We start from the raw sequence: 17,215 nt of genomic DNA on the forward strand, positions 1-17,215 counted from the left end.
TCACTTAAGCCTGATAAATCATAGCCCTCAGAGATCTTTCATCCATTCGCCAATTTTTCTTTACCTTTACCCAGAGTTCTAAATATACCTGACTTCCCAATATGGCTTCCATCTCCTGACGGGCTAACGTTCCTATTTGTTTCAGCAGGTGACCGCCTTTTCCGATCACGATAGCTTTTTGGGACTCTTTTTCTACATAGATGGTGGCCTGGATGGTGTATAAATTTCGTTCCTGGTTATAATCCATTTTCTCTACCACAACGGCAACAGAATAGGGAATTTCTTCTTGAGTTTTTTGGAGGATTTTCTCCCGAATGAGCTCTGCCATGATCACCCGTTCGGGTTGATCTGTAATCATATCCTCCGGATAATATTTAGGTCCTTCTGGAAGGTAGGCGATTAAGCAATCGAGGAGGGTTTCAATATTTTCACCGGTTAGAGCAGACACAGGTACAATTTCCCGGAAAGGATAAAGATGGCGGTAGACCTCAATGACGGGTAGAATCCGGTTCTTCTGGATGGTATCGATTTTATTGATTACTAAAATCACCGGAGTGGTTATTTTTTGCAGTTGAGCCAGGATGTATTGATCCCCAGCACCTACTTTTTCCTCGGGTTCCACAACATACAGGATGATATCTACACCTTCCAGGGATTTTCGGGCAATTTCCATCATCATTTCATTTAACTTAAATTGAGGCTTATGAAACCCAGGGGTATCTACAAAAATGAGTTGAGCCCGTTCGGTGGTATAGATCCCGACGATTCTATTTCGGGTCGTCTGGGGTTTATCAGAAATAATGGAAATCTTTTGCTTTACCAATTGATTAAGTAGAGTCGATTTCCCGACATTAGTTCTTCCGATGATGGAAATAAATCCGGATTTAAAAGATTTTCCTGTTTCCTCTAACATTTCTTTTGGTTATGCCAGGGTATCTCGATCATCCAGTGAAGGTTGTACCCTTTGCTTTCTAGCTTCTTTAGCCACTTGATAAATATCACAAATCTTGGTGATGGTATCCATAATTTCTTCTACCAAGTCCCAAAAGGCCTTGGCTCCCTGGGGGGTATTCAAGTTATATTGTGATTTGAATTCCTCCATTTTATGGGTAGCCAGAGAAAAGACGCTGTTAATTTCTGCAATAGCCTCTGTGGCCTTTAAATCTTTCGGCATCTGCCTGATGACTTCTTCAAAACTGGTTACGTGCATAATAACTCCGTTAAACTTTAACCTTTTGACCTATCTTGCTTTCGGTACCTTGCCACAGGCGTTTGATATTGTCGCGGTGGCGATAGACGATAAGAATAGCCACGAGTACTGAAAGACCGATATAAGTATTTGGGCCGTTAAATTTATAGATTAAAAAAGGTAGGCAAAGGAAAGAAACCAGAGCCCCCAGTGAGGAGTATCGCCAGATGCTTACTACCGTTAGCCAGATCCCGGCGCCTACCAGGGCGGCTAGCGGCCATATCCCCAAGAATACTCCAAAACTGGTAGCTACCCCCTTACCTCCTTTAAACTTAAGAAATACAGGCCAGTTATGGCCGATAATGGCTGCCAGCCCGGCCAGGGCTATCCATATTTCCGTTCCCCGAAACCCCTTCATGATAAGAACTGCCAGGGTTCCTTTTAGAATATCTCCTATGAGGGTTATGACAGCCGCTTTGGCCCCCAACGTGCGAAGTACGTTGGTCGTTCCGATATTGCCACTCCCGTACTTTCGAATATCTATCCCTCTTTGGGTAGCCGCAATCATTCCAAAAGGAATGGATCCGAGTAAATAGGCAATAATCACAATTAAAATGAACCCGCTCATTAGAAAGTAAGAAAAGATATTTCCCCTAAAATGAAACAAGCCTTTTCTACCTGTAAGATATCTGCGGGGAGTCACGAAGTCAATCAAAAAGTTGTATTAAAATACTTTGGAAGAGGTAAGTAGGAGAGTGGTTCTGGAACCCATCAGGAATTTAATTCTTTACAGTATTCCTTGACCCCGCGGAAGCTTTTCCGATGGAGGGGGCAGGGTCCATATCTGGCAATGGCTTCAAGATGCTCCGGGGTTCCGTAACCTTTATGTTTTGAAAACTGATACTGGGGGTATTGTTCCGAATAGGCGATCATCATTCGATCTCGGGTAACCTTGGCAACAATAGAAGCCGCTGCGATGGAAAAGCTTATGTTATCTCCTTCTTTAATGGCAAACTGGGGAATGGAAAAATTCTCCAAAAAGAGGGCATCGATTAAAAGATGATCGGGACAAGGTTGAAGGGCCTGGACAGCTTTCTCCATGGCTTTGATGGTAGCCCGTAGAATATTAATCTCATCGATAACACTCTCTTCGACGATTCCGATTCCGATTCCGAGGGCCTGTTTTTGAATAAGATCGAATAAGTATTCTCGCTTTTCAGGGGAGAGCTTTTTAGAATCCTTAACCCCTTCGATAAAGGTATGGGGAGGGAAAATAATGGCACAGGCCACCACAGGGCCTGCCAGGCATCCCCGGCCAACTTCATCAATTCCGGCTACGTATCTGGCCCCTTGGGCATAGGCCAATCGCTCGTAGTACAGCATGTCGTGTCCGTGGTCCATGGCCCATCATCTACGGTGGGGGGTGTTATAAACTCCGGTTTTTCTCTTTCCTTGTTTCCACCCCAGGATACAACAGACCTCCCAGGCCAATTTCCATAAGCAGGATTAAAACTCGTTGTATCAGGTATTGGCCCCGGTTTCAGATTGTTCGGTGTCCTGTGGAGCGAAAGGTTCTTGATCCGGTGTTGTTACCGTCTGCTCAGTGGTTAAAGCTTCCCGTTCGTTGATGCGCAAAGTGGTTCTTTGCTCTTTTATCCGGGCGGCCTTGCCTTTCTTCTTCCTTAGATAATAAAGCCTTGCCCGTCTTACTTTACCCGTACGTACCACTTCAATTTTTTCAATGTTGGGAGAATGCAGTGGAAAAATCCTTTCAATACCCACCCCAAAGGAAACTTTTCGGACTGTAAAAGTGGATCGATTTCGGGCTTTTGTCTTTCGGATGACAATCCCTTCAAAAACTTGTATCCGTTCCTTTCCTTTTTCCTTTACCTTTGCATACACTCTAACCGTATCCCCGGGACCAAAATCAGGGATATCTTTTCTGAGCTGCTCTTCTTCAATCATTCTGATGAAATCCATCTTCTTTTTCAGAATCAGAATTCAGGAGTCAGAATCTGGAACCTACGGGTTCACTCTGCTGGCCCCTGGTTCTGAGCTTTAATTTAAAGGTCTTTTGTGGCCCTATCAGGATTCCTCACGATGGCCCAGTAAACGATCTAAGATAATCGCCACCGCACTTCGAACAGATAAATGGTTATAGTCCGCTACACCTCGAATAGGTTCCAGGATAAAATCTACTTCCTTATAGGTGGATTCTGTCAACCCATATCCTGTACCGAATAAGATCAAATAAGGTTGATTTAAATTTTTTTGAAGGTCGGTTCTTAATTGCCGAAAGGTTATTAATTTTTCCTCGAATCCTTCCGGGACTTTGGCATGGGTTGCGATAAGGATCGGAGGTGTAAGCCATTTTTCCAGGATTTCTCGTTTAGCCGTTTCAAGGGAATCTATAATAGAAGTCTTAAGCATGGCTATCTGTCTGGAAGGATTATATCGGCCTCCCAGGCCTTCATGCCAGTGTCGGATAATCCGTTTACCCAATTCCTGTTGGGATTTGAGGGGCGTTACCAGATAGTAATGACCGACCTCATAGGTTTTGGCTGTTCGGGATATATCGTGGATATCAAAATTGGTTATCGAAGTAGCTACAATAGCCCGATGTTTATCATAGACCGGATAATGGATAAGAGCCAGATAGACGTGCTGGTACACAGAGACGTAGCGGCGCGGGGACACGGATGCGGAGATTTTCGGAGGTCACCGCGTCCTGGGTTCCCACGTTTTCACTAGCCTTCCTCCTTCATAGGTTTGTCTTTATCTTTGATCAGATCCGGTCTACGTTCCAAGGTCCGTTGAAGAGCCTGTTGTTTTCTCCATTGTTCAATCTTTTTATGATCTCCCGACAGGAGAACTTCTGGAACTCTCATTCCTTTAAATTCTCTAGGTCTTGTGTAATGGGGATAATCCAGCAGGTTATCGTAAAAGGATTCCCGCTTAACCGAGTTTTCATTACCCACAACCCCTGGGATAAGTCTGGAGGTAACATCTATGAGTACCAAAGCTGCCAGCTCACCACCGGTTAAAACATAGTCTCCGATAGAGATTTCTTGATCCACAAGATGAAGTCGCACCCTTTCATCGATCCCTTCATATCGCCCACAGATTAGGATCAGGCTCTTATGTTGGGCCAGGTCCTTGGCAAGGGCTTGAGACAAAAGAGTCCCCTGCGGGGTCAGATAAATCACCTTAGGCTTATCAGAAGTTCGTTCCCAGATATGGTGTACGGCAGCAAAAAGGGGTTCCGGTTTTAGGACCATCCCTTCACCGCCACCATAGGGATAATCATCGGTGATACGATGTTTACCCTGGGCAAAATCTCTCAGGTTATAGACTTCTACCCGAATAAGTCCTTTATCCTGAGCCTTTTTAAGTATACTATCCTGTAAAGCGCCTCGTATAATACCTGGGAATAAAGTGATAACATGAAATGTCATTCAGGACAATAAGCCTTCTAAAGGATGGATGATCAAGACCTTCTCAGCCAGATCGATCTTTTTGATGATTTCCGTTGTGGCTGGAATGAGATGTTCTTTATGTTGGGATTTAACTACATAGACATCGTTGCTTCCCGTCGAGAATATATCTTCGACGACTCCTAGCTCTTGTCCAGCTTCCGTACGTACAGATAGTCCAATAATGTCGAAGTATAAATACTGCCCTTCTGGTAAATCCACAGCCTCTGAGCGTTTGATCTTTAGAAGGCCTCCTCTGAGATCCTTCACCTGATCCGGGGAAGTATACTCCTTAAACTTAAGGTAAACAAAATTTTTGTCATACCTTACCTTTTGGATCGTGAGATTTAAGATCCGATGATCCCGGGTAAGAACTTGAATATGAGAAAGCAGATCAAACCTTTGAGGAAAATCTGTTAATGGAAGAACTTTAACTTCACCGCGAACACCATGGGGTTTTAAGATTTTTCCTATAGAAAGGAGTTCTTCACCCCCCCGTTCATCTTTCGTCATCGGCTTTAGTGGACAATAATCCCTAGCTTTAGCTAGGGATAAAACTTTTATTCCAGGATTTCCAGAACGGCACGTTTTTTCATTTTGGTTCCGGCAGCGTTTAATATGGTTCGCATCGCTCTAGCTGTACGTCCCTGCTTTCCGATTACTTTACCTAAATCTTCCCTGGCAACCTTGAGTTCTATAACAGTGGTTTTTTCTCCTTCAACCTCTGCCACCTCCACTTCATCTGGATTATCAACCAATGATTTAGCAATATACTCGATCAGCTCTTTCATGAACGCGACCTCCGGGTTAAGAACTACCCTTAGAATCTTTAAAAATAAAGATTTCAAAGGCCAAAAAACTTATACTTAAGTTTCGGCTGTTTTAACTTCGCTATTCTCCTGAGGTTTAGAAGTTTCTCCTAAAGGAGCCGGCTTAATTTTTCTTTGTTTAAAAAACCGACTTACCGTATCCGTAGGCTGAGCTCCTTTAGACAGCCAATATTGAGCACGTTCTATATTGATATGGATCCCATCGACATCTTTTTTAGGATCATAAGTTCCAATGGCTTCGATATATTTTCCATTTCTTGGGCTGGTTGAATTGGCCACTACGATACGGTAAAAAGGTTGTTTTTTTGCCCCCATGCGTCTAAGTCTTATTTTTACAGCCACCCCCTCACCTCCTTGTTATGAAATAAAAGGAAAGTTACAAAGATAATTCCAATTGAGAAGATAAAACTTAGATTTACAATTTGCAACGGCTAAATTTAGAAGGGAAATCTTATTTTTCCAAACTTTTTTTCCTGATCTACCAATTTGGTCATCATTTTCCGGGTCTGGTCGAACTGCTTAAGCAACTTATTGACATCCTGAACTGTGGTCCCACTCCCCAGAGCAATTCGCTTTCTTCGGCTCCCGTTAATAATTTTATAATTATTCCGTTCCTTAGGGGTCATGGAATTAATCATAGCTTCAATTTTAACCAATTCCTTTTCATCTACCTGGATATTCTTGCTGGCCTTTAGAGTACTGAATCCTGGAATCATTTCCAGAAGCTGGTCCAAAGGACCCATGTTCCGGATTTGCCTCAACTGATCTCGAAAATCCTCTAAGGTAAAAGAACGTTCTTTAATTTTTTTCTCTAATTCTCGAGCCTTTTCTTCATCCAGGGACTGCTCTGCCTTTTCAATCAAGGAGAGCACATCTCCCATTCCTAAGATTCGGGAGGCCATGCGTTCAGGATGAAAAGGTTCCAACCCCTCCAGCTTTTCTCCCGTTCCGATAAATTTAATAGGTTTCTGGGTGACCGCCTTAATAGATAGGGCAGCCCCCCCCCGGGCATCACCGTCCAGTTTGGTTAAAATAACTCCGGTGATGGCCAGGTCTTCATTAAACCGTTCGGCCACCGTTACAGCATCCTGACCTGTCATGGCATCGACCACCAGAAGTATTTCAGAAGGAGCCAGAATTTTTTTGAGATCTTTTAACTCCTCCATCAAAGCCTGATCGATGTGAAGTCGACCCGCCGTATCAACCAACAGATGAGTCAATCCCTGGGATTTAGCTTTTTGCAAAGCCTCTTTACAGATGACGCGAGGATCTTTCTCTTCTAAGTTTAAATAAACCGGTGCATGGATCTGAGTCCCTAATACCTCCAACTGTTTTATGGCGGCAGGTCTATACACATCCGCAGCGACCAACAAAGGTTTGAAACCCTCTTTCATCAAAAGGTTGGCTAGCTTGGCTGCCGTAGTCGTTTTTCCGGAACCCTGAAGTCCTACCAGTAAAATCACCGTCGGAGGTGTGGATGCGGAGGCTAATCTGGCCCGGTCCTGTCCCATCAGCCCGGTAAGTTCTTCATGGACAATTTTAACCAGTTGCTGACCGGGGGTTAGACTTTTCATCACTTCCTGGCCAATGGCCCGCTCCCGAACCCTGTCCACGAATTCTTTAACGACTTTAAAATTAACATCGGCCTCCAGTAAAGCCAGACGAACCTCCCTTAGGGCCTCTTTAATATTTTGCTCACTCAGCTTTCCATGCCCTTTAAGCTTTTTAAGGGTAATTTGTAATTTGTTAGATAGGTTATCAAACATAGATTAAACGCGTAAAACGCTTCTGAATTCTGAGATTGGGGCAAGAAATAAGAAAATTCTACCATGTTGATGTCTTTATCAAGATTACGCAAGCCAGGGTGAATTGTCAAGAGGAAACTTTAACCTGCTTCAGATTAATTGATGAAGAATATTTCCGGGCTTTACAGACATAAAAACCTTGACAATACACGACAAAAGGTATAGATGAAATGCTACTTGACAGGGGGACCTCTCTAAGATACATTACTAATAGATTAGCACTCTACGAAGCTTAGTGCTAAAATTTTAGACCTATTTTCCCAGGAAGGTTTATGGCCTTCATTCAGAGTTTCTGGAGATGGCTGTAAATTTGAAGCGGGAGATAGGAGAGGCGATGGCCTATGACGGAACCAAAAATGGAACTGAATCCCAGGTCATCCAGTATTTTAGAAGCGGTGGTCCATGATCATATTGCAACGGCGGAGCCTGTGGGTTCTAGAACTATTGCTAAAAAATATAAATTCGGTCTGAGTCCGGCGACCATTCGCAATATTATGGCGGATCTGGAGGAAATGGGCTATTTGTCTCAACCTCACACCTCTGCCGGAAGAGTTCCGACGGATAGGGCCTATCGTTTTTATGTCAACCATTTGCTGGAATCTCATCACTTTCCCAAGGTTAAAAATCCTGTCGTTGAGGCAACCCTCCAATCGATTCATGAGTTCAACGAGTTGATGAAGGAAACCTCGGTTTTTTTATCTCAATTGTCCAATCAGGCCGGTATTGTTCTCATCCCTAATTTGAAAAAAACCGTTTTTAAACGAATTGAGTTCATCCACCTAACGGGCTCTCGTGTTCTGGTTATTTTTGTGGCTGAATCCGGCCTGGTTCATAAAAAAACCATTGAACTGGATCGACCTATCTCCCAGAATACTCTGGAAAAGATTTCCAATCTGGTAACCGAACAAATGGCCGGTTTGACCCTCCATGAGATTAGAAAAAAGTTGGTTAAAATGATGGAGGAAGAAAAAACCCAATTTGATGAGCTGTTAAACCAGGCTGTAAAGCTTAGTCAGAAGGCCTTTGAGAATGAAGAAGGAGAAAGTGATGTCTATGTAAGGGGAACGCTGAATATTCTTAATCAGCCGGAATTTGCCAGTATCGAACGGATGAAAGCACTTTTTAAGGCCTTTGAAGAGAAAAGTATTTTGATCCAAATTCTGGACAAGTGCCTGGAGGAAGACCAGAGTGTGAAAGTGACCATCGGCTCTGAAAATTGCATAGAAGAGATGGAAGATTGCAGTCTGGTGACTTCTACCTATAAATATGGAAACGTGTCGGTAGGAGTTCTTGGAATTATAGGCCCTAAACGAATGGATTACTCGAGAGTGATCCCAGTTGTGGGTTATATGGCCAAATTGATATCAAATTTGTTGACAAATTCTTAAAACGTTTTAACTTTAAATCTAGTTGTTTTTTTTGAGATGAAAACCTGGATGTATGACGCGTACGGGTAGATAAGGGTTCTGTTAAGATCGATAGGGTAGGGATCGGGATAAACGATTCTGATCTTGGGCCTGTAGTGCGAAACGTTGTTTTCTAAAGATGAATCAACGATTCGTATTACAGAAAGGTAAAAGTGGTATTGGAATCTTCAGATCGACGACCATCCTCTGAGGGAGATCAGCAATTAAACCCTGGAAATACTTTAGTTCAGGAAAACTCTCGAGAAAGCCAGATACAGGAAGAGAATCATACTCTAAAAGAGCCTCCCCAACCCGGAGAAGAAGCCAAAGGGGGAGCGGGAGAGGCCTCGCCGGCCTTAGAAAGTACCACCGTAGAAACTTCTGAAATCTCCTCCGAAGGGGAAAAAGCTCTGGAACGTTCGGAATTAGAGCAGTTGAAAGATCAGCTCCTTCTTAAAGAAAAGGAGGTAGAATCCTACTATGATCGACTCATCCGATTGCAGGCGGAGTTTGAGAATTTCCGGAAACGGACGATCAAAGAAAAAGCAGAATTTACAAAGTATGCCAATGAGGAACTTATCAAAAATCTGCTTCCGGTTTTAGACAACCTGGAAAGAGCGCTCACCTCAGCGGAACAAACAAAGGATTTCGAAGGCCTCTCGAAGGGTGTGGAAATGATCTATAAGCAATTTTCGGAGGCTCTCAAGAAGGCCGGTTTAACCGAAATCGAGGCCCTAAATCAGCGTTTTGATCCGGTTGTTCATCAGGCTGTAGCTCGGGTCGAATCTTCAGACGTAGAAAATAATACGGTCGTTGAAGTGCTTCAAAAGGGCTATTATTTCCATGATAGAGTACTGAGACCAGCTCTGGTCAAAGTAGCCGTTCAGTCCAGCTAAGGGGATCATGGTCAAATCCGACTATTACCAAATCCTCGGGGTTCGTAGAGATGCCAGTGAGGAAGAGATTAAACGGGCCTACCGCCGTTTGGCCCTGCAGCATCATCCAGATCGAAATCCCGGTAATAAGGAGGCGGAAAGTAAATTCAAAGAAATCAACGAGGCGTATGAAGTCCTAAGCGATTCCCAGAAACGGGCTGACTATGATCGTTCCACAGCTCAAAGAAAAAAATCCTCGCCTCGAGACTCTGAATCGCCTTTCACAGGTCGGGTAGAGGATTTTTTTGATATCTTCGATAGCTTTTTTACCTCTTCTTACCGTAAGCAATCCCGTGTAAGCCGTGGCTCTGATCTTCGATATCATCTTACCCTCTCCTTTGAAGAAGCTATCTTAGGCACCCGAGTAACCCTTCGGGTTCCAAAATGGGATCGTTGTGACCGCTGTCAGGGTTCGGGATTAGAAACCAGTCATGGTCCGTTGACATGTCCTACCTGCCATGGACGAGGTGAAATTCGCCAACAACGTAGTTTCTTTACCTATACCCAACCCTGCTTTTATTGCCATGGGGTTGGAACCACCCATCAAAAGCCTTGTTATTTTTGTAAAGGGGACGGGCGAATCTTTAAAGAAAAAACTTTGTTGGTGTCTATTCCTCCGGGAGTTGAAACGGGAACCCAATTAAGACTGGCGGGAGAAGGGGAATCTGGCCGTATAGGAGGTATTCCGGGAGACCTTTATATTTTCCTCACCGTTCGAAAACATCCTTTCTTCGAAAGAGACCATTTCGATCTCTGGTGTGAAGTTCCCCTGACAATGACCCAGGCAGCCCTGGGCACCGAGATCGAGATCCCAACCCTGGAGGGGAGATCACGTATCAAAATTCCCCCTGGAACTCAACCCGGAAGTGTTTTTCGACTCAAAGGTAAAGGAGTTCCTACCCCAAACCAAACCCGCGGAGACCTCCATGTAAAAGTTAAAATCTCTATTCCCACTCATCTTTCCCGGCGCCAAAAGAAACTTTTAGAAGAATTTGCCCGAGCTGAAAAGGCAACAACCTATCATTCTAAAAAAGGATGGTTACAAAGGATTAAAGAGTTTTTTGCCTGATCCATCCCCTTAACAAGAGGCCAGCACAACGAGTTGTACTGGCCTCTTTTTAATATAGGAGGTGAGTATGAACGTACCTGTTCAGTCTAAGGTCCTGCAAACCAAAGGATTCAGAGTGGGTAGGTACTCCTTGTTTTCTATTCTTTTACTGTATCTCCTTCAAACTTCCCTGACGGTTTATCTTCTGGTGGATCGGACCCGAGAAGTTGAAAAGTTAAAAGAAAAGATAAATAACCAGCAATTAAAGCTGCAGGCCCAAGATCGCTATATAAAACATCTAGAAAAAGTGGACGTCATCCAGTCCATGTTGAAATCTAAGGATTCTCAGCTCAGTGCGCTTCAACAACAATATTCCGAACAGCGTTCAGCTCTTATGGCTCAGGCAGAGGCTTTAAAAGCCAAAGAAGCCGAAAACCGATTGGGTAGTTTATTAGCTGAAAAGGATCAAAAACTGGAGGAGCTCCAAAATAAATATCGTGACCAGATAGTGGAAACTCGAATTTTAAGTGAAAAATTCGCCCTGGAACGAGAACTTCAAGATATGCTGGCTGAAAAGGAGCAGCAGCTTAATGAGTTACGAGAAAAATATTACCTGCAGCAGGTTTCTCTGCTGGCCCAGGAAACGGCCATCAATAATTTTAAAGAAAAAGAACGGGTTGCCCAAATCCTGGAAAAGTTTAAAACCGGGTTGAGCAAATCCGAAGAGGAATCTTTACGAGATATTATCCTCAGTGAAAGTAAGCGATATGGGCTGGACCCCAATCTTATCCTGGCCTTAATTCAAACCGAAAGTACCTTCAATAATTGGGCTAAATCTAAACAGGGAGCCATGGGGCTGATGCAAATCCACCCCCCTACAGGTAAATCCATCGCAGAAGATGCAAACGTAGAATGGAAGGGAAAGGATGGACTCTATGAACCGGATAAGAATATTCGAATAGGCCTTCATTACTTAGCTCAATTAATTCTTCACTTCCAGGATATTAAACTGGCTCTGGCCGCCTATAATATGGGTCCCACCGCCGTGAAACGCCTGTTGGAGAAAGGCGAAGAAGTCCCACAAGAATACGTCGATAAGGTCATTGAAAATTATAAAATCCTTAGCCAGACTCCGGCGTCTTCTCCAGAACCCAACGGAAATGGAAAAAATGACCGATGGAAGATCGTCAAGGAAGAGAAAGAAAAATAATTCTTGACATATTTAACCAAACGTATTACTACTTTTTCCATACGGCAATGGGTAAGTTGCCTACATTTACATAAAAAATTTAAAAAAGGGAAGATGGTGAGAATCCATCACGGGCACGCCACTGTATTCGGGGACGAAAGCCAGATAGATAACCACTGGGAAAACTTTCCTGGGAAGGTTTGGCAAGTAGGATGAACCGTAAGTCAGGATACCTTTTAAAGTAATTTCACGTTATAACCTTCGGTGAGAGAGGGAGTGAAAGGTTTATCTGGAATCCCTAATCCTTACAAAGGTTAGGGATTTTTTCTTTTGATCCCTTCCCTATCCTTTTCCCATCACCTTTTTAGGGTATGAGTGCACGCGCCAAGGTTTTAATGCTCCAGGGAACCGGATCCCATGTAGGGAAAAGTATCCTGGTAACGGCCCTCTGCAGAATCTTTAAGCAAGAAGGGTATAGGGTTGCTCCTTTCAAAGCCCAGAATATGGCCTTGAATTCCTTTGTTACAAAGGACGGGGGGGAGATGGGGCGAGCCCAGGTTGTCCAGGCCCAGGCCTGTGGTATCGAACCTGAGGTCGATATGAATCCAATTCTCCTAAAACCAACTACCGATTATGGCTCTCAGGTCATTGTCCTGGGAAAACCTGTGGGCACCCTGCCTGTGGAAGGATATTGGCGATATAAGGAAACGCTTCGAGAAGTGGTCCGGTCTTCTCTGGAACGGCTTAGATCTCAGTATGATCTCATCCTGATAGAAGGAGCTGGAAGCCCCGCCGAAATCAATTTGAGAAGCCACGACATTGTAAATATGTCAGTCGCCCATCTGGCAGATGCTCCTGTCCTGTTGGTCGGGGATATCGACCGGGGAGGCGTTTTTGCCTGGCTGGTAGGTACCCTGGAATTGCTTGCCCCTGAAGATCGGGAGCGTATCCGTGGGTTTATCATCAACAAATTTAGAGGCCGCAAGGAAATCTTAAAACCGGGTCTGGATTTTCTGGAATCGAAAACAGGAAGACCTGTCCTCGGAGTCGTCCCTTTTTTCAAAGATTTTAAAATCCCCGATGAGGATTCCGTCTCCCTTTACGAAACTAAGCCCCAAACTCAAAAGAACCCGGACTTGCAGATAGAAGTTGTTCAATTTCCCAGAATTTCTAACTTTACCGATTTTGATCCCTTGAAAAGCGAACCCGATGTTCAGTTACGCTATATCCAACGTGGATCTGAAAGTCTCAAGCCTGATCTGTTAATTCTTCCCGGTACGAAAAATACCATCGCCGATTTACTTTATTTAAAATCCCACGGTTTTGTAGAGGCCCTTCAGGCCTGCCTCCGGCGAGGGGGGATGATCCTGGGGATCTGCGGAGGTTATCAAATGTTGGGAAAAAGGATCTATGATCCTGAACATGTGGAAGGATCTGAAACCCAGGCCGATGGACTCGGATTTTTAAATACGGTTACGACCCTTCTTTCTCCGAAAATTACCCGACAAGTTAATGCCGTCCATCGGAAGACCGGGATTCAAATATCGGGTTATGAAATTCACATGGGAAGAACAGAGGTCTTAGAACCCTATGAGCCGGTCTTTGAGGTATACGAACCCACGGAACCCTCAGCCCCTTTGTCATCCCATCCCAGACAGACCTGGGGAGATGGTCTACAGAATTCAGAACAAACCGTCTGGGGAACTTATATCCATGGCCTGTTCGATAATGATCTTTTCCGAAGAACCTTCCTGGATCAATTAAGGGAAAAAAAAGGGTTAAAACCCTTGAAAGAGGTACAATATGTTTTTGACCTGGATCAGGAACTGGATAGGCTGGCAGAACTGGTGAAAAAAAATTTGGATATGACCCAAATTTATCGACTCCTAAAACTTTAAAGTATGATATGAGGACATAAGGACGCGGGGTTTTGGGACACGGCGACAGACGGACGCGGTGACGCGGGGATTTGAAATGCGGAAACAGACCCAGAGATTCTGTCGCCGCGTCCCCATGTCCTGTATCTCTGTATTCCGGTGGATTATCCTCGACTTCTCATTGCCGGAACCCATAGTGGAGTTGGCAAAACCACGATCACTGCAGGACTTATGGCTGCTTTGAAACATAAGGGCTATAAAGTCCAGGGGTTCAAAGCGGGTCCGGATTATATCGATCCGAGCCATCATACCTATGTGACAGGTATACCATCCCGTAACCTGGATACCTGGTTGATGTCTAAGGACGTCATCTTAGAGCTCTTTGAACGAAGTGCAGCCCGGGCCGATGTTTCGATTATCGAAGGGGTTATGGGTTTATATGATGGATTGGGCGGGGATAGTGAACAGGGAAGTAGTGCTCATCTGGCTAAGATTTTAAATGCTCCGGTCCTTTTGGTGATTGACGCCAAGGCCCTGGCCAGATCCGCCGCCGCTCTGGTCATGGGCTTTCAGAAATTTGATCCTGATATAAAACTCTGTGGCGTTATTGCAAATAATATCGCCGGCCCGGGTCATTTCGAATATGTTCGGACCGCTATAGAGACTTATACTTCTGTTCCCGTGGTGGGATATGTTCCTCGAGATCCGGCCATATCCATTCAAGAGCGTCATTTGGGTTTAGTCCCCTATGCAGAGGGCAGAGTCGAAACGGAGCGGTATGATAAATTACGGGATTATGTGCTTGCCCATGTAGACTGTGAGCAAATTTTGCGTTGGATGGAAGGATATCCTCTTCCCTCGTTTCAAAGGACGATCTTTACGACAGAAAGGGACAGACAGCAGCCCGTAACCCATAAAACTGGGCTGACAATTGGGATAGCCATGGATGAGGCGTTTAATTTTTATTATGCCGATAATCTGGATATCCTGGAATATCTGGGTGCGAGGCTGGTTAGATTCTCTCCTATCCATGACGCCCATCTGCCGAAGGAGGTAGATGTGCTGTATTTTGGGGGTGGGTTTCCTGAGGTTTTTGCCGAAGCATTGGCCGCCAATAAAACCTTAATCCAGGAGATTCGAGACTTTGTCAATGGCATGAACCCGGTTTATGCTGAATGTGGGGGGTTAATGTATTTGGGTGAGAGTATTCAGACCTTTGATGGGGCTGTTTTCGATATGGTTGGGGTTCTGCCCATCCGAACCACCATGATGAATAAACGAATGGCCCTGGGCTATACCCGGGCAAAAGTTCTTCGGGATACTTTTCTCTGTCCGAAAGGAGGTGAAATCATCGGCCATGAATTTCACTGGTCCACCTTATCTGAAAGTAGAGAAGTAACCTATGCCTATGAAACCTTCAAAAGAATAGGGGGACCTAAAAAGTATGATGGAATTCTGTTCAAAAAGGTTCTGGCTTCTTACCTTCATGTTCACTTTGCTTCAAATATCGAGATAGCCAGGAGGTTTATCCGGGGGGTGGTAAGTAGGTCTTAAGGGCTTACTGCCTGCTCCTTCATTCTTTCAAAGGAGGCTCTCTATGTACAAAAGATTACTAAGTTTTCTGGTTATCGGTTCGTTGTTCACCGGTTTTTCTTATCAGATCGTTTACGGGGGAGGGGAGGGGTGTGCTTTTCGGCAAGCAACCGCGCTCCAGGCTTCGGTAGATGTGGTCAAAACCCGGGTTTATATTACCAATCGGGCTTCAAACGATATAGCGGTTATCGATACGCGCACAGATAGGGTTATCGCCCGGATTCCCGTTGGGACCACCCCCCATCAGGTTGCATTCTCCCTGGATGGTAAAAAGGGTTATGCGACCAATACCGGAGATAATACCTTGACCGTCTTCGATCCGGTTAATTACCACGTCCTCTCGACCCTGGCCCTGGGAGAGGGTCCTGAACACATGGAGGTTTCACCAGATAACCGGTATCTATTTGTGGGGAATTTTGATGGAGGAACCGTTTCCGTTGTAGATATTGCCACCGATAAAGAAATAGTTCGTCTGGCAGGTTTCTTAAAACCTCACAATATTAGCTTTACTCCGGATGGTCAAAAGACCTTCGTGGCCAATTTAGGGGCTCACACCATCAGTGTTATTGATAATAAAGAAATGAAAGTTGTGGCCCAACCTTCCGTAGGGAGTCCCACTCTCCTGGCTGCTTTATCCTCCCCTTCAACCCTGTCCCCGACAGGTATGCCGGAAATAAAAGGACCGGTTAACGTAACACTGACTCCAGACGGTAAATATGGTTATGTAGCCCATGGAGATACAGGTGAAGTAGCCATTCTGGATACCCACACCCAAAAACCGATTAAATATGTGAAGGTAGGGAAGGAGCCTTGGAGGGCTTATGCAACAGTAGATGGAACCAAAATGCTGATACCGAATAACGGAGATGAAACGGTCTCCATCTTGAATACGGCAACCCAGGAAGTTATAGCCACCTTACCCGGGGGTAAGGATATGACCGGGGTGAATCCGGCCTATGGTGACAGGGTTGCTTATGTTATCTCCAGGGGAGAAAACAAGCTGATTGTACTGGATCTGATTAATTTAAAGAAGATCGATGAAATTCCCGTTGGGGAGAGCCCGGAAACTGCCGTAACCACTCCAGATGGAAAACGTCTGTATGTCGCCGTTCGCGGAACGAACAGTGTCGTGGTCATCGACACCGAAACCCATAAGGTTCTTACCGAAATCAAAGAGGTGGGGAAAGAACCTTGGGGCGCCATGATGTTGGGGGGCTATAATTACTGTCATTAATCTTTAATCCGTTGTTGGTTATACCTTCTGGATCCACAAGTACGGGGTGCGAAGAAAGATCACCCGTACTTGTAGAAGCTATCCTTGAAGGAAAAAACCATAGAGGCAACAAAATTGCGTAAAGGTCTTGTTATTGTCAATACAGGCAATGGAAAAGGAAAGACAACGGCGGCCCTTGGGGTTTTGCTTCGTGCCTGGGGAAATGGAATGCGTGTAGTGATGCTTCAATTCATCAAGCATACCACGGCCAGATGGGGTGAAATTAAAGCCGCTGAAAAGATGGGGATCGAAATGATCCCCTTGGGAAGCGGATTTACCTGGAAATCCAAAGATCTTGAAAAGGATAAAGCCCTGGCCCGCCAGGGCTGGGAGATCTGCAAGGAGAAAATCCAATCAGGTCACTATGATCTGGTTATCCTGGATGAGTTAACCTACACCCTTAAGTATGGATGGCTTCCCCTGGATGAAGTCCTCCAGGTTCTAAAAAATAGGCCGGAAGGACTTCATATTATTATTACCGGACGGGATGCTCCCCAGGAACTGATAGACTTTGCAGACCTTGTTACCGAGATGAGGAAGGTTAAACATCCCTACGATCAAGGAATCCGGGCACAACTGGGAATAGAATATTAGTGC

The 17,215-nt window shown here is 44.7% G+C and carries 18 protein-coding genes, 1 pseudogene and 1 riboswitch; of the genes and pseudogenes, 8 read left to right on the forward strand and 11 right to left on the reverse strand.

The genetic code is table 11. The annotated features are described in order from the left end of the window. Nucleotides 1-4: 4 nt before the first annotated feature. The 11 genes and pseudogenes from era to ffh all read right to left on the reverse strand — a co-directional run bounded on the left by era (nucleotide 5) and on the right by ffh (nucleotide 7,258). Complete coding sequence (gene era / locus VNM22_18270) at nucleotides 5-913, reverse strand: GTPase Era (protein ID HWP49107.1); 909 nt, start codon at nucleotides 911-913, stop codon at nucleotides 5-7. Between the two features lie 9 nt (nucleotides 914-922). Then, nucleotides 923-1,210 carry a hypothetical protein gene (locus VNM22_18275; protein HWP49108.1) on the reverse strand — a complete coding sequence of 96 codons (288 nt, stop codon included), beginning with the start codon at nucleotides 1,208-1,210 and terminating at the stop codon, nucleotides 923-925. Between the two features lie 10 nt (nucleotides 1,211-1,220). Further along, a complete protein-coding gene (gene plsY, locus VNM22_18280) occupies nucleotides 1,221-1,856 on the reverse strand; it encodes a glycerol-3-phosphate 1-O-acyltransferase PlsY (protein HWP49109.1) in 636 nt (211 codons plus the stop codon). A gap of 104 nt (nucleotides 1,857-1,960) precedes the next feature. Beyond that, on the reverse strand, nucleotides 1,961-2,590 hold the full coding sequence (locus VNM22_18285) for a ribonuclease HII (protein HWP49110.1): 630 nt from the start codon (nucleotides 2,588-2,590) through the stop codon (nucleotides 1,961-1,963). A gap of 240 nt (nucleotides 2,591-2,830) precedes the next feature. Continuing rightward, nucleotides 2,831-3,169: pseudogene (rplS, locus tag VNM22_18290) on the reverse strand (50S ribosomal protein L19). A 105-nt stretch (nucleotides 3,170-3,274) separates the two neighbouring features. Continuing rightward, nucleotides 3,275-3,862, reverse strand: coding sequence for an RNA methyltransferase (locus tag VNM22_18295; GenBank protein ID HWP49111.1), 588 nt, complete (start codon nucleotides 3,860-3,862; stop codon nucleotides 3,275-3,277). Nucleotides 3,863-3,936: 74 nt separating this feature from the next. Further along, nucleotides 3,937-4,644, reverse strand: coding sequence for a tRNA (guanosine(37)-N1)-methyltransferase TrmD (gene trmD / locus VNM22_18300; protein HWP49112.1), 708 nt, complete (start codon nucleotides 4,642-4,644; stop codon nucleotides 3,937-3,939). After that, nucleotides 4,645-5,175, reverse strand: a complete 531-nt coding sequence (rimM, locus tag VNM22_18305; protein ID HWP49113.1) for a ribosome maturation factor RimM — start codon at nucleotides 5,173-5,175, stop codon at nucleotides 4,645-4,647. It lies immediately after the preceding gene. Nucleotides 5,176-5,222: 47 nt separating this feature from the next. Beyond that, nucleotides 5,223-5,453, reverse strand: a complete 231-nt coding sequence (locus VNM22_18310) for a KH domain-containing protein (protein ID HWP49114.1) — start codon at nucleotides 5,451-5,453, stop codon at nucleotides 5,223-5,225. Between the two features lie 75 nt (nucleotides 5,454-5,528). Beyond that, nucleotides 5,529-5,834, reverse strand: coding sequence for a 30S ribosomal protein S16 (gene rpsP, locus VNM22_18315; protein HWP49115.1), 306 nt, complete (start codon nucleotides 5,832-5,834; stop codon nucleotides 5,529-5,531). A gap of 95 nt (nucleotides 5,835-5,929) precedes the next feature. Further along, the gene (gene ffh / locus VNM22_18320) at nucleotides 5,930-7,258 is read right to left on the reverse strand and encodes a signal recognition particle protein (protein HWP49116.1); all 1,329 of its coding nucleotides are present in this window, start codon (nucleotides 7,256-7,258) and stop codon (nucleotides 5,930-5,932) included. 380 nt (nucleotides 7,259-7,638) lie between these two features. On the opposite strand from ffh, the gene hrcA reads away from it, so the two are divergent. The 8 genes from hrcA (at nucleotide 7,639) to cobO (ending at nucleotide 17,212) form a co-directional block, all read left to right on the forward strand. Further along, nucleotides 7,639-8,685, forward strand: coding sequence for a heat-inducible transcriptional repressor HrcA (hrcA, locus tag VNM22_18325; protein HWP49117.1), 1,047 nt, complete (start codon nucleotides 7,639-7,641; stop codon nucleotides 8,683-8,685). A gap of 191 nt (nucleotides 8,686-8,876) precedes the next feature. Then, on the forward strand, nucleotides 8,877-9,599 hold the full coding sequence (gene grpE, locus VNM22_18330; protein HWP49118.1) for a nucleotide exchange factor GrpE: 723 nt from the start codon (nucleotides 8,877-8,879) through the stop codon (nucleotides 9,597-9,599). A 7-nt stretch (nucleotides 9,600-9,606) separates the two neighbouring features. Further along, nucleotides 9,607-10,707 carry a molecular chaperone DnaJ gene (gene dnaJ, locus VNM22_18335; protein HWP49119.1) on the forward strand — a complete coding sequence of 367 codons (1,101 nt, stop codon included), beginning with the start codon at nucleotides 9,607-9,609 and terminating at the stop codon, nucleotides 10,705-10,707. 67 nt (nucleotides 10,708-10,774) lie between these two features. Further along, entirely contained in the window at nucleotides 10,775-11,896 is a 1,122-nt protein-coding gene (locus tag VNM22_18340; protein HWP49120.1) for a transglycosylase SLT domain-containing protein, read from the forward strand. A gap of 50 nt (nucleotides 11,897-11,946) precedes the next feature. Beyond that, nucleotides 11,947-12,131: riboswitch (cobalamin riboswitch) on the forward strand. Nucleotides 12,132-12,246: 115 nt separating this feature from the next. Beyond that, a complete protein-coding gene (locus tag VNM22_18345) occupies nucleotides 12,247-13,773 on the forward strand; it encodes a cobyric acid synthase (protein ID HWP49121.1) in 1,527 nt (508 codons plus the stop codon). Between the two features lie 138 nt (nucleotides 13,774-13,911). Beyond that, the gene (locus VNM22_18350) at nucleotides 13,912-15,306 is read left to right on the forward strand and encodes a cobyrinate a,c-diamide synthase (GenBank protein ID HWP49122.1); all 1,395 of its coding nucleotides are present in this window, start codon (nucleotides 13,912-13,914) and stop codon (nucleotides 15,304-15,306) included. Nucleotides 15,307-15,349: 43 nt separating this feature from the next. Next, nucleotides 15,350-16,579, forward strand: coding sequence for a cytochrome D1 domain-containing protein (locus VNM22_18355; GenBank protein HWP49123.1), 1,230 nt, complete (start codon nucleotides 15,350-15,352; stop codon nucleotides 16,577-16,579). Nucleotides 16,580-16,663: 84 nt separating this feature from the next. Then, nucleotides 16,664-17,212: a cob(I)yrinic acid a,c-diamide adenosyltransferase gene (gene cobO, locus VNM22_18360; protein ID HWP49124.1), complete on the forward strand. Its 549-nt coding sequence runs from the start codon at nucleotides 16,664-16,666 to the stop codon at nucleotides 17,210-17,212. Nucleotides 17,213-17,215: the final 3 nt, after the last annotated feature.

This window comes from Candidatus Limnocylindrales bacterium (assembly GCA_035559535.1).
GTDB lineage: Bacteria > Moduliflexota > Moduliflexia > Moduliflexales > JAUQPW01 > JAUQPW01.

Coding starts and splice junctions, on each gene's coding strand:
- era (HWP49107.1), bottom strand. CDS start 913: ATGTTAGAGGAAACAGGAAAATCTTTTAAATCCGGATTTATTTCCATC.
- VNM22_18275 (HWP49108.1), bottom strand. CDS start 1,210: ATGCACGTAACCAGTTTTGAAGAAGTCATCAGGCAGATGCCGAAAGAT.
- VNM22_18310 (HWP49114.1), bottom strand. CDS start 5,453: ATGAAAGAGCTGATCGAGTATATTGCTAAATCATTGGTTGATAATCCA.
- hrcA (HWP49117.1), top strand. CDS start 7,639: ATGACGGAACCAAAAATGGAACTGAATCCCAGGTCATCCAGTATTTTA.
- VNM22_18355 (HWP49123.1), top strand. CDS start 15,350: ATGTACAAAAGATTACTAAGTTTTCTGGTTATCGGTTCGTTGTTCACC.
- ffh (HWP49116.1), bottom strand. CDS start 7,258: ATGTTTGATAACCTATCTAACAAATTACAAATTACCCTTAAAAAGCTT.
- trmD (HWP49112.1), bottom strand. CDS start 4,644: ATGACATTTCATGTTATCACTTTATTCCCAGGTATTATACGAGGCGCT.
- rimM (HWP49113.1), bottom strand. CDS start 5,175: ATGACGAAAGATGAACGGGGGGGTGAAGAACTCCTTTCTATAGGAAAA.
- VNM22_18340 (HWP49120.1), top strand. CDS start 10,775: ATGAACGTACCTGTTCAGTCTAAGGTCCTGCAAACCAAAGGATTCAGA.
- VNM22_18345 (HWP49121.1), top strand. CDS start 12,247: ATGAGTGCACGCGCCAAGGTTTTAATGCTCCAGGGAACCGGATCCCAT.
- VNM22_18285 (HWP49110.1), bottom strand. CDS start 2,590: ATGGACCACGGACACGACATGCTGTACTACGAGCGATTGGCCTATGCC.
- dnaJ (HWP49119.1), top strand. CDS start 9,607: ATGGTCAAATCCGACTATTACCAAATCCTCGGGGTTCGTAGAGATGCC.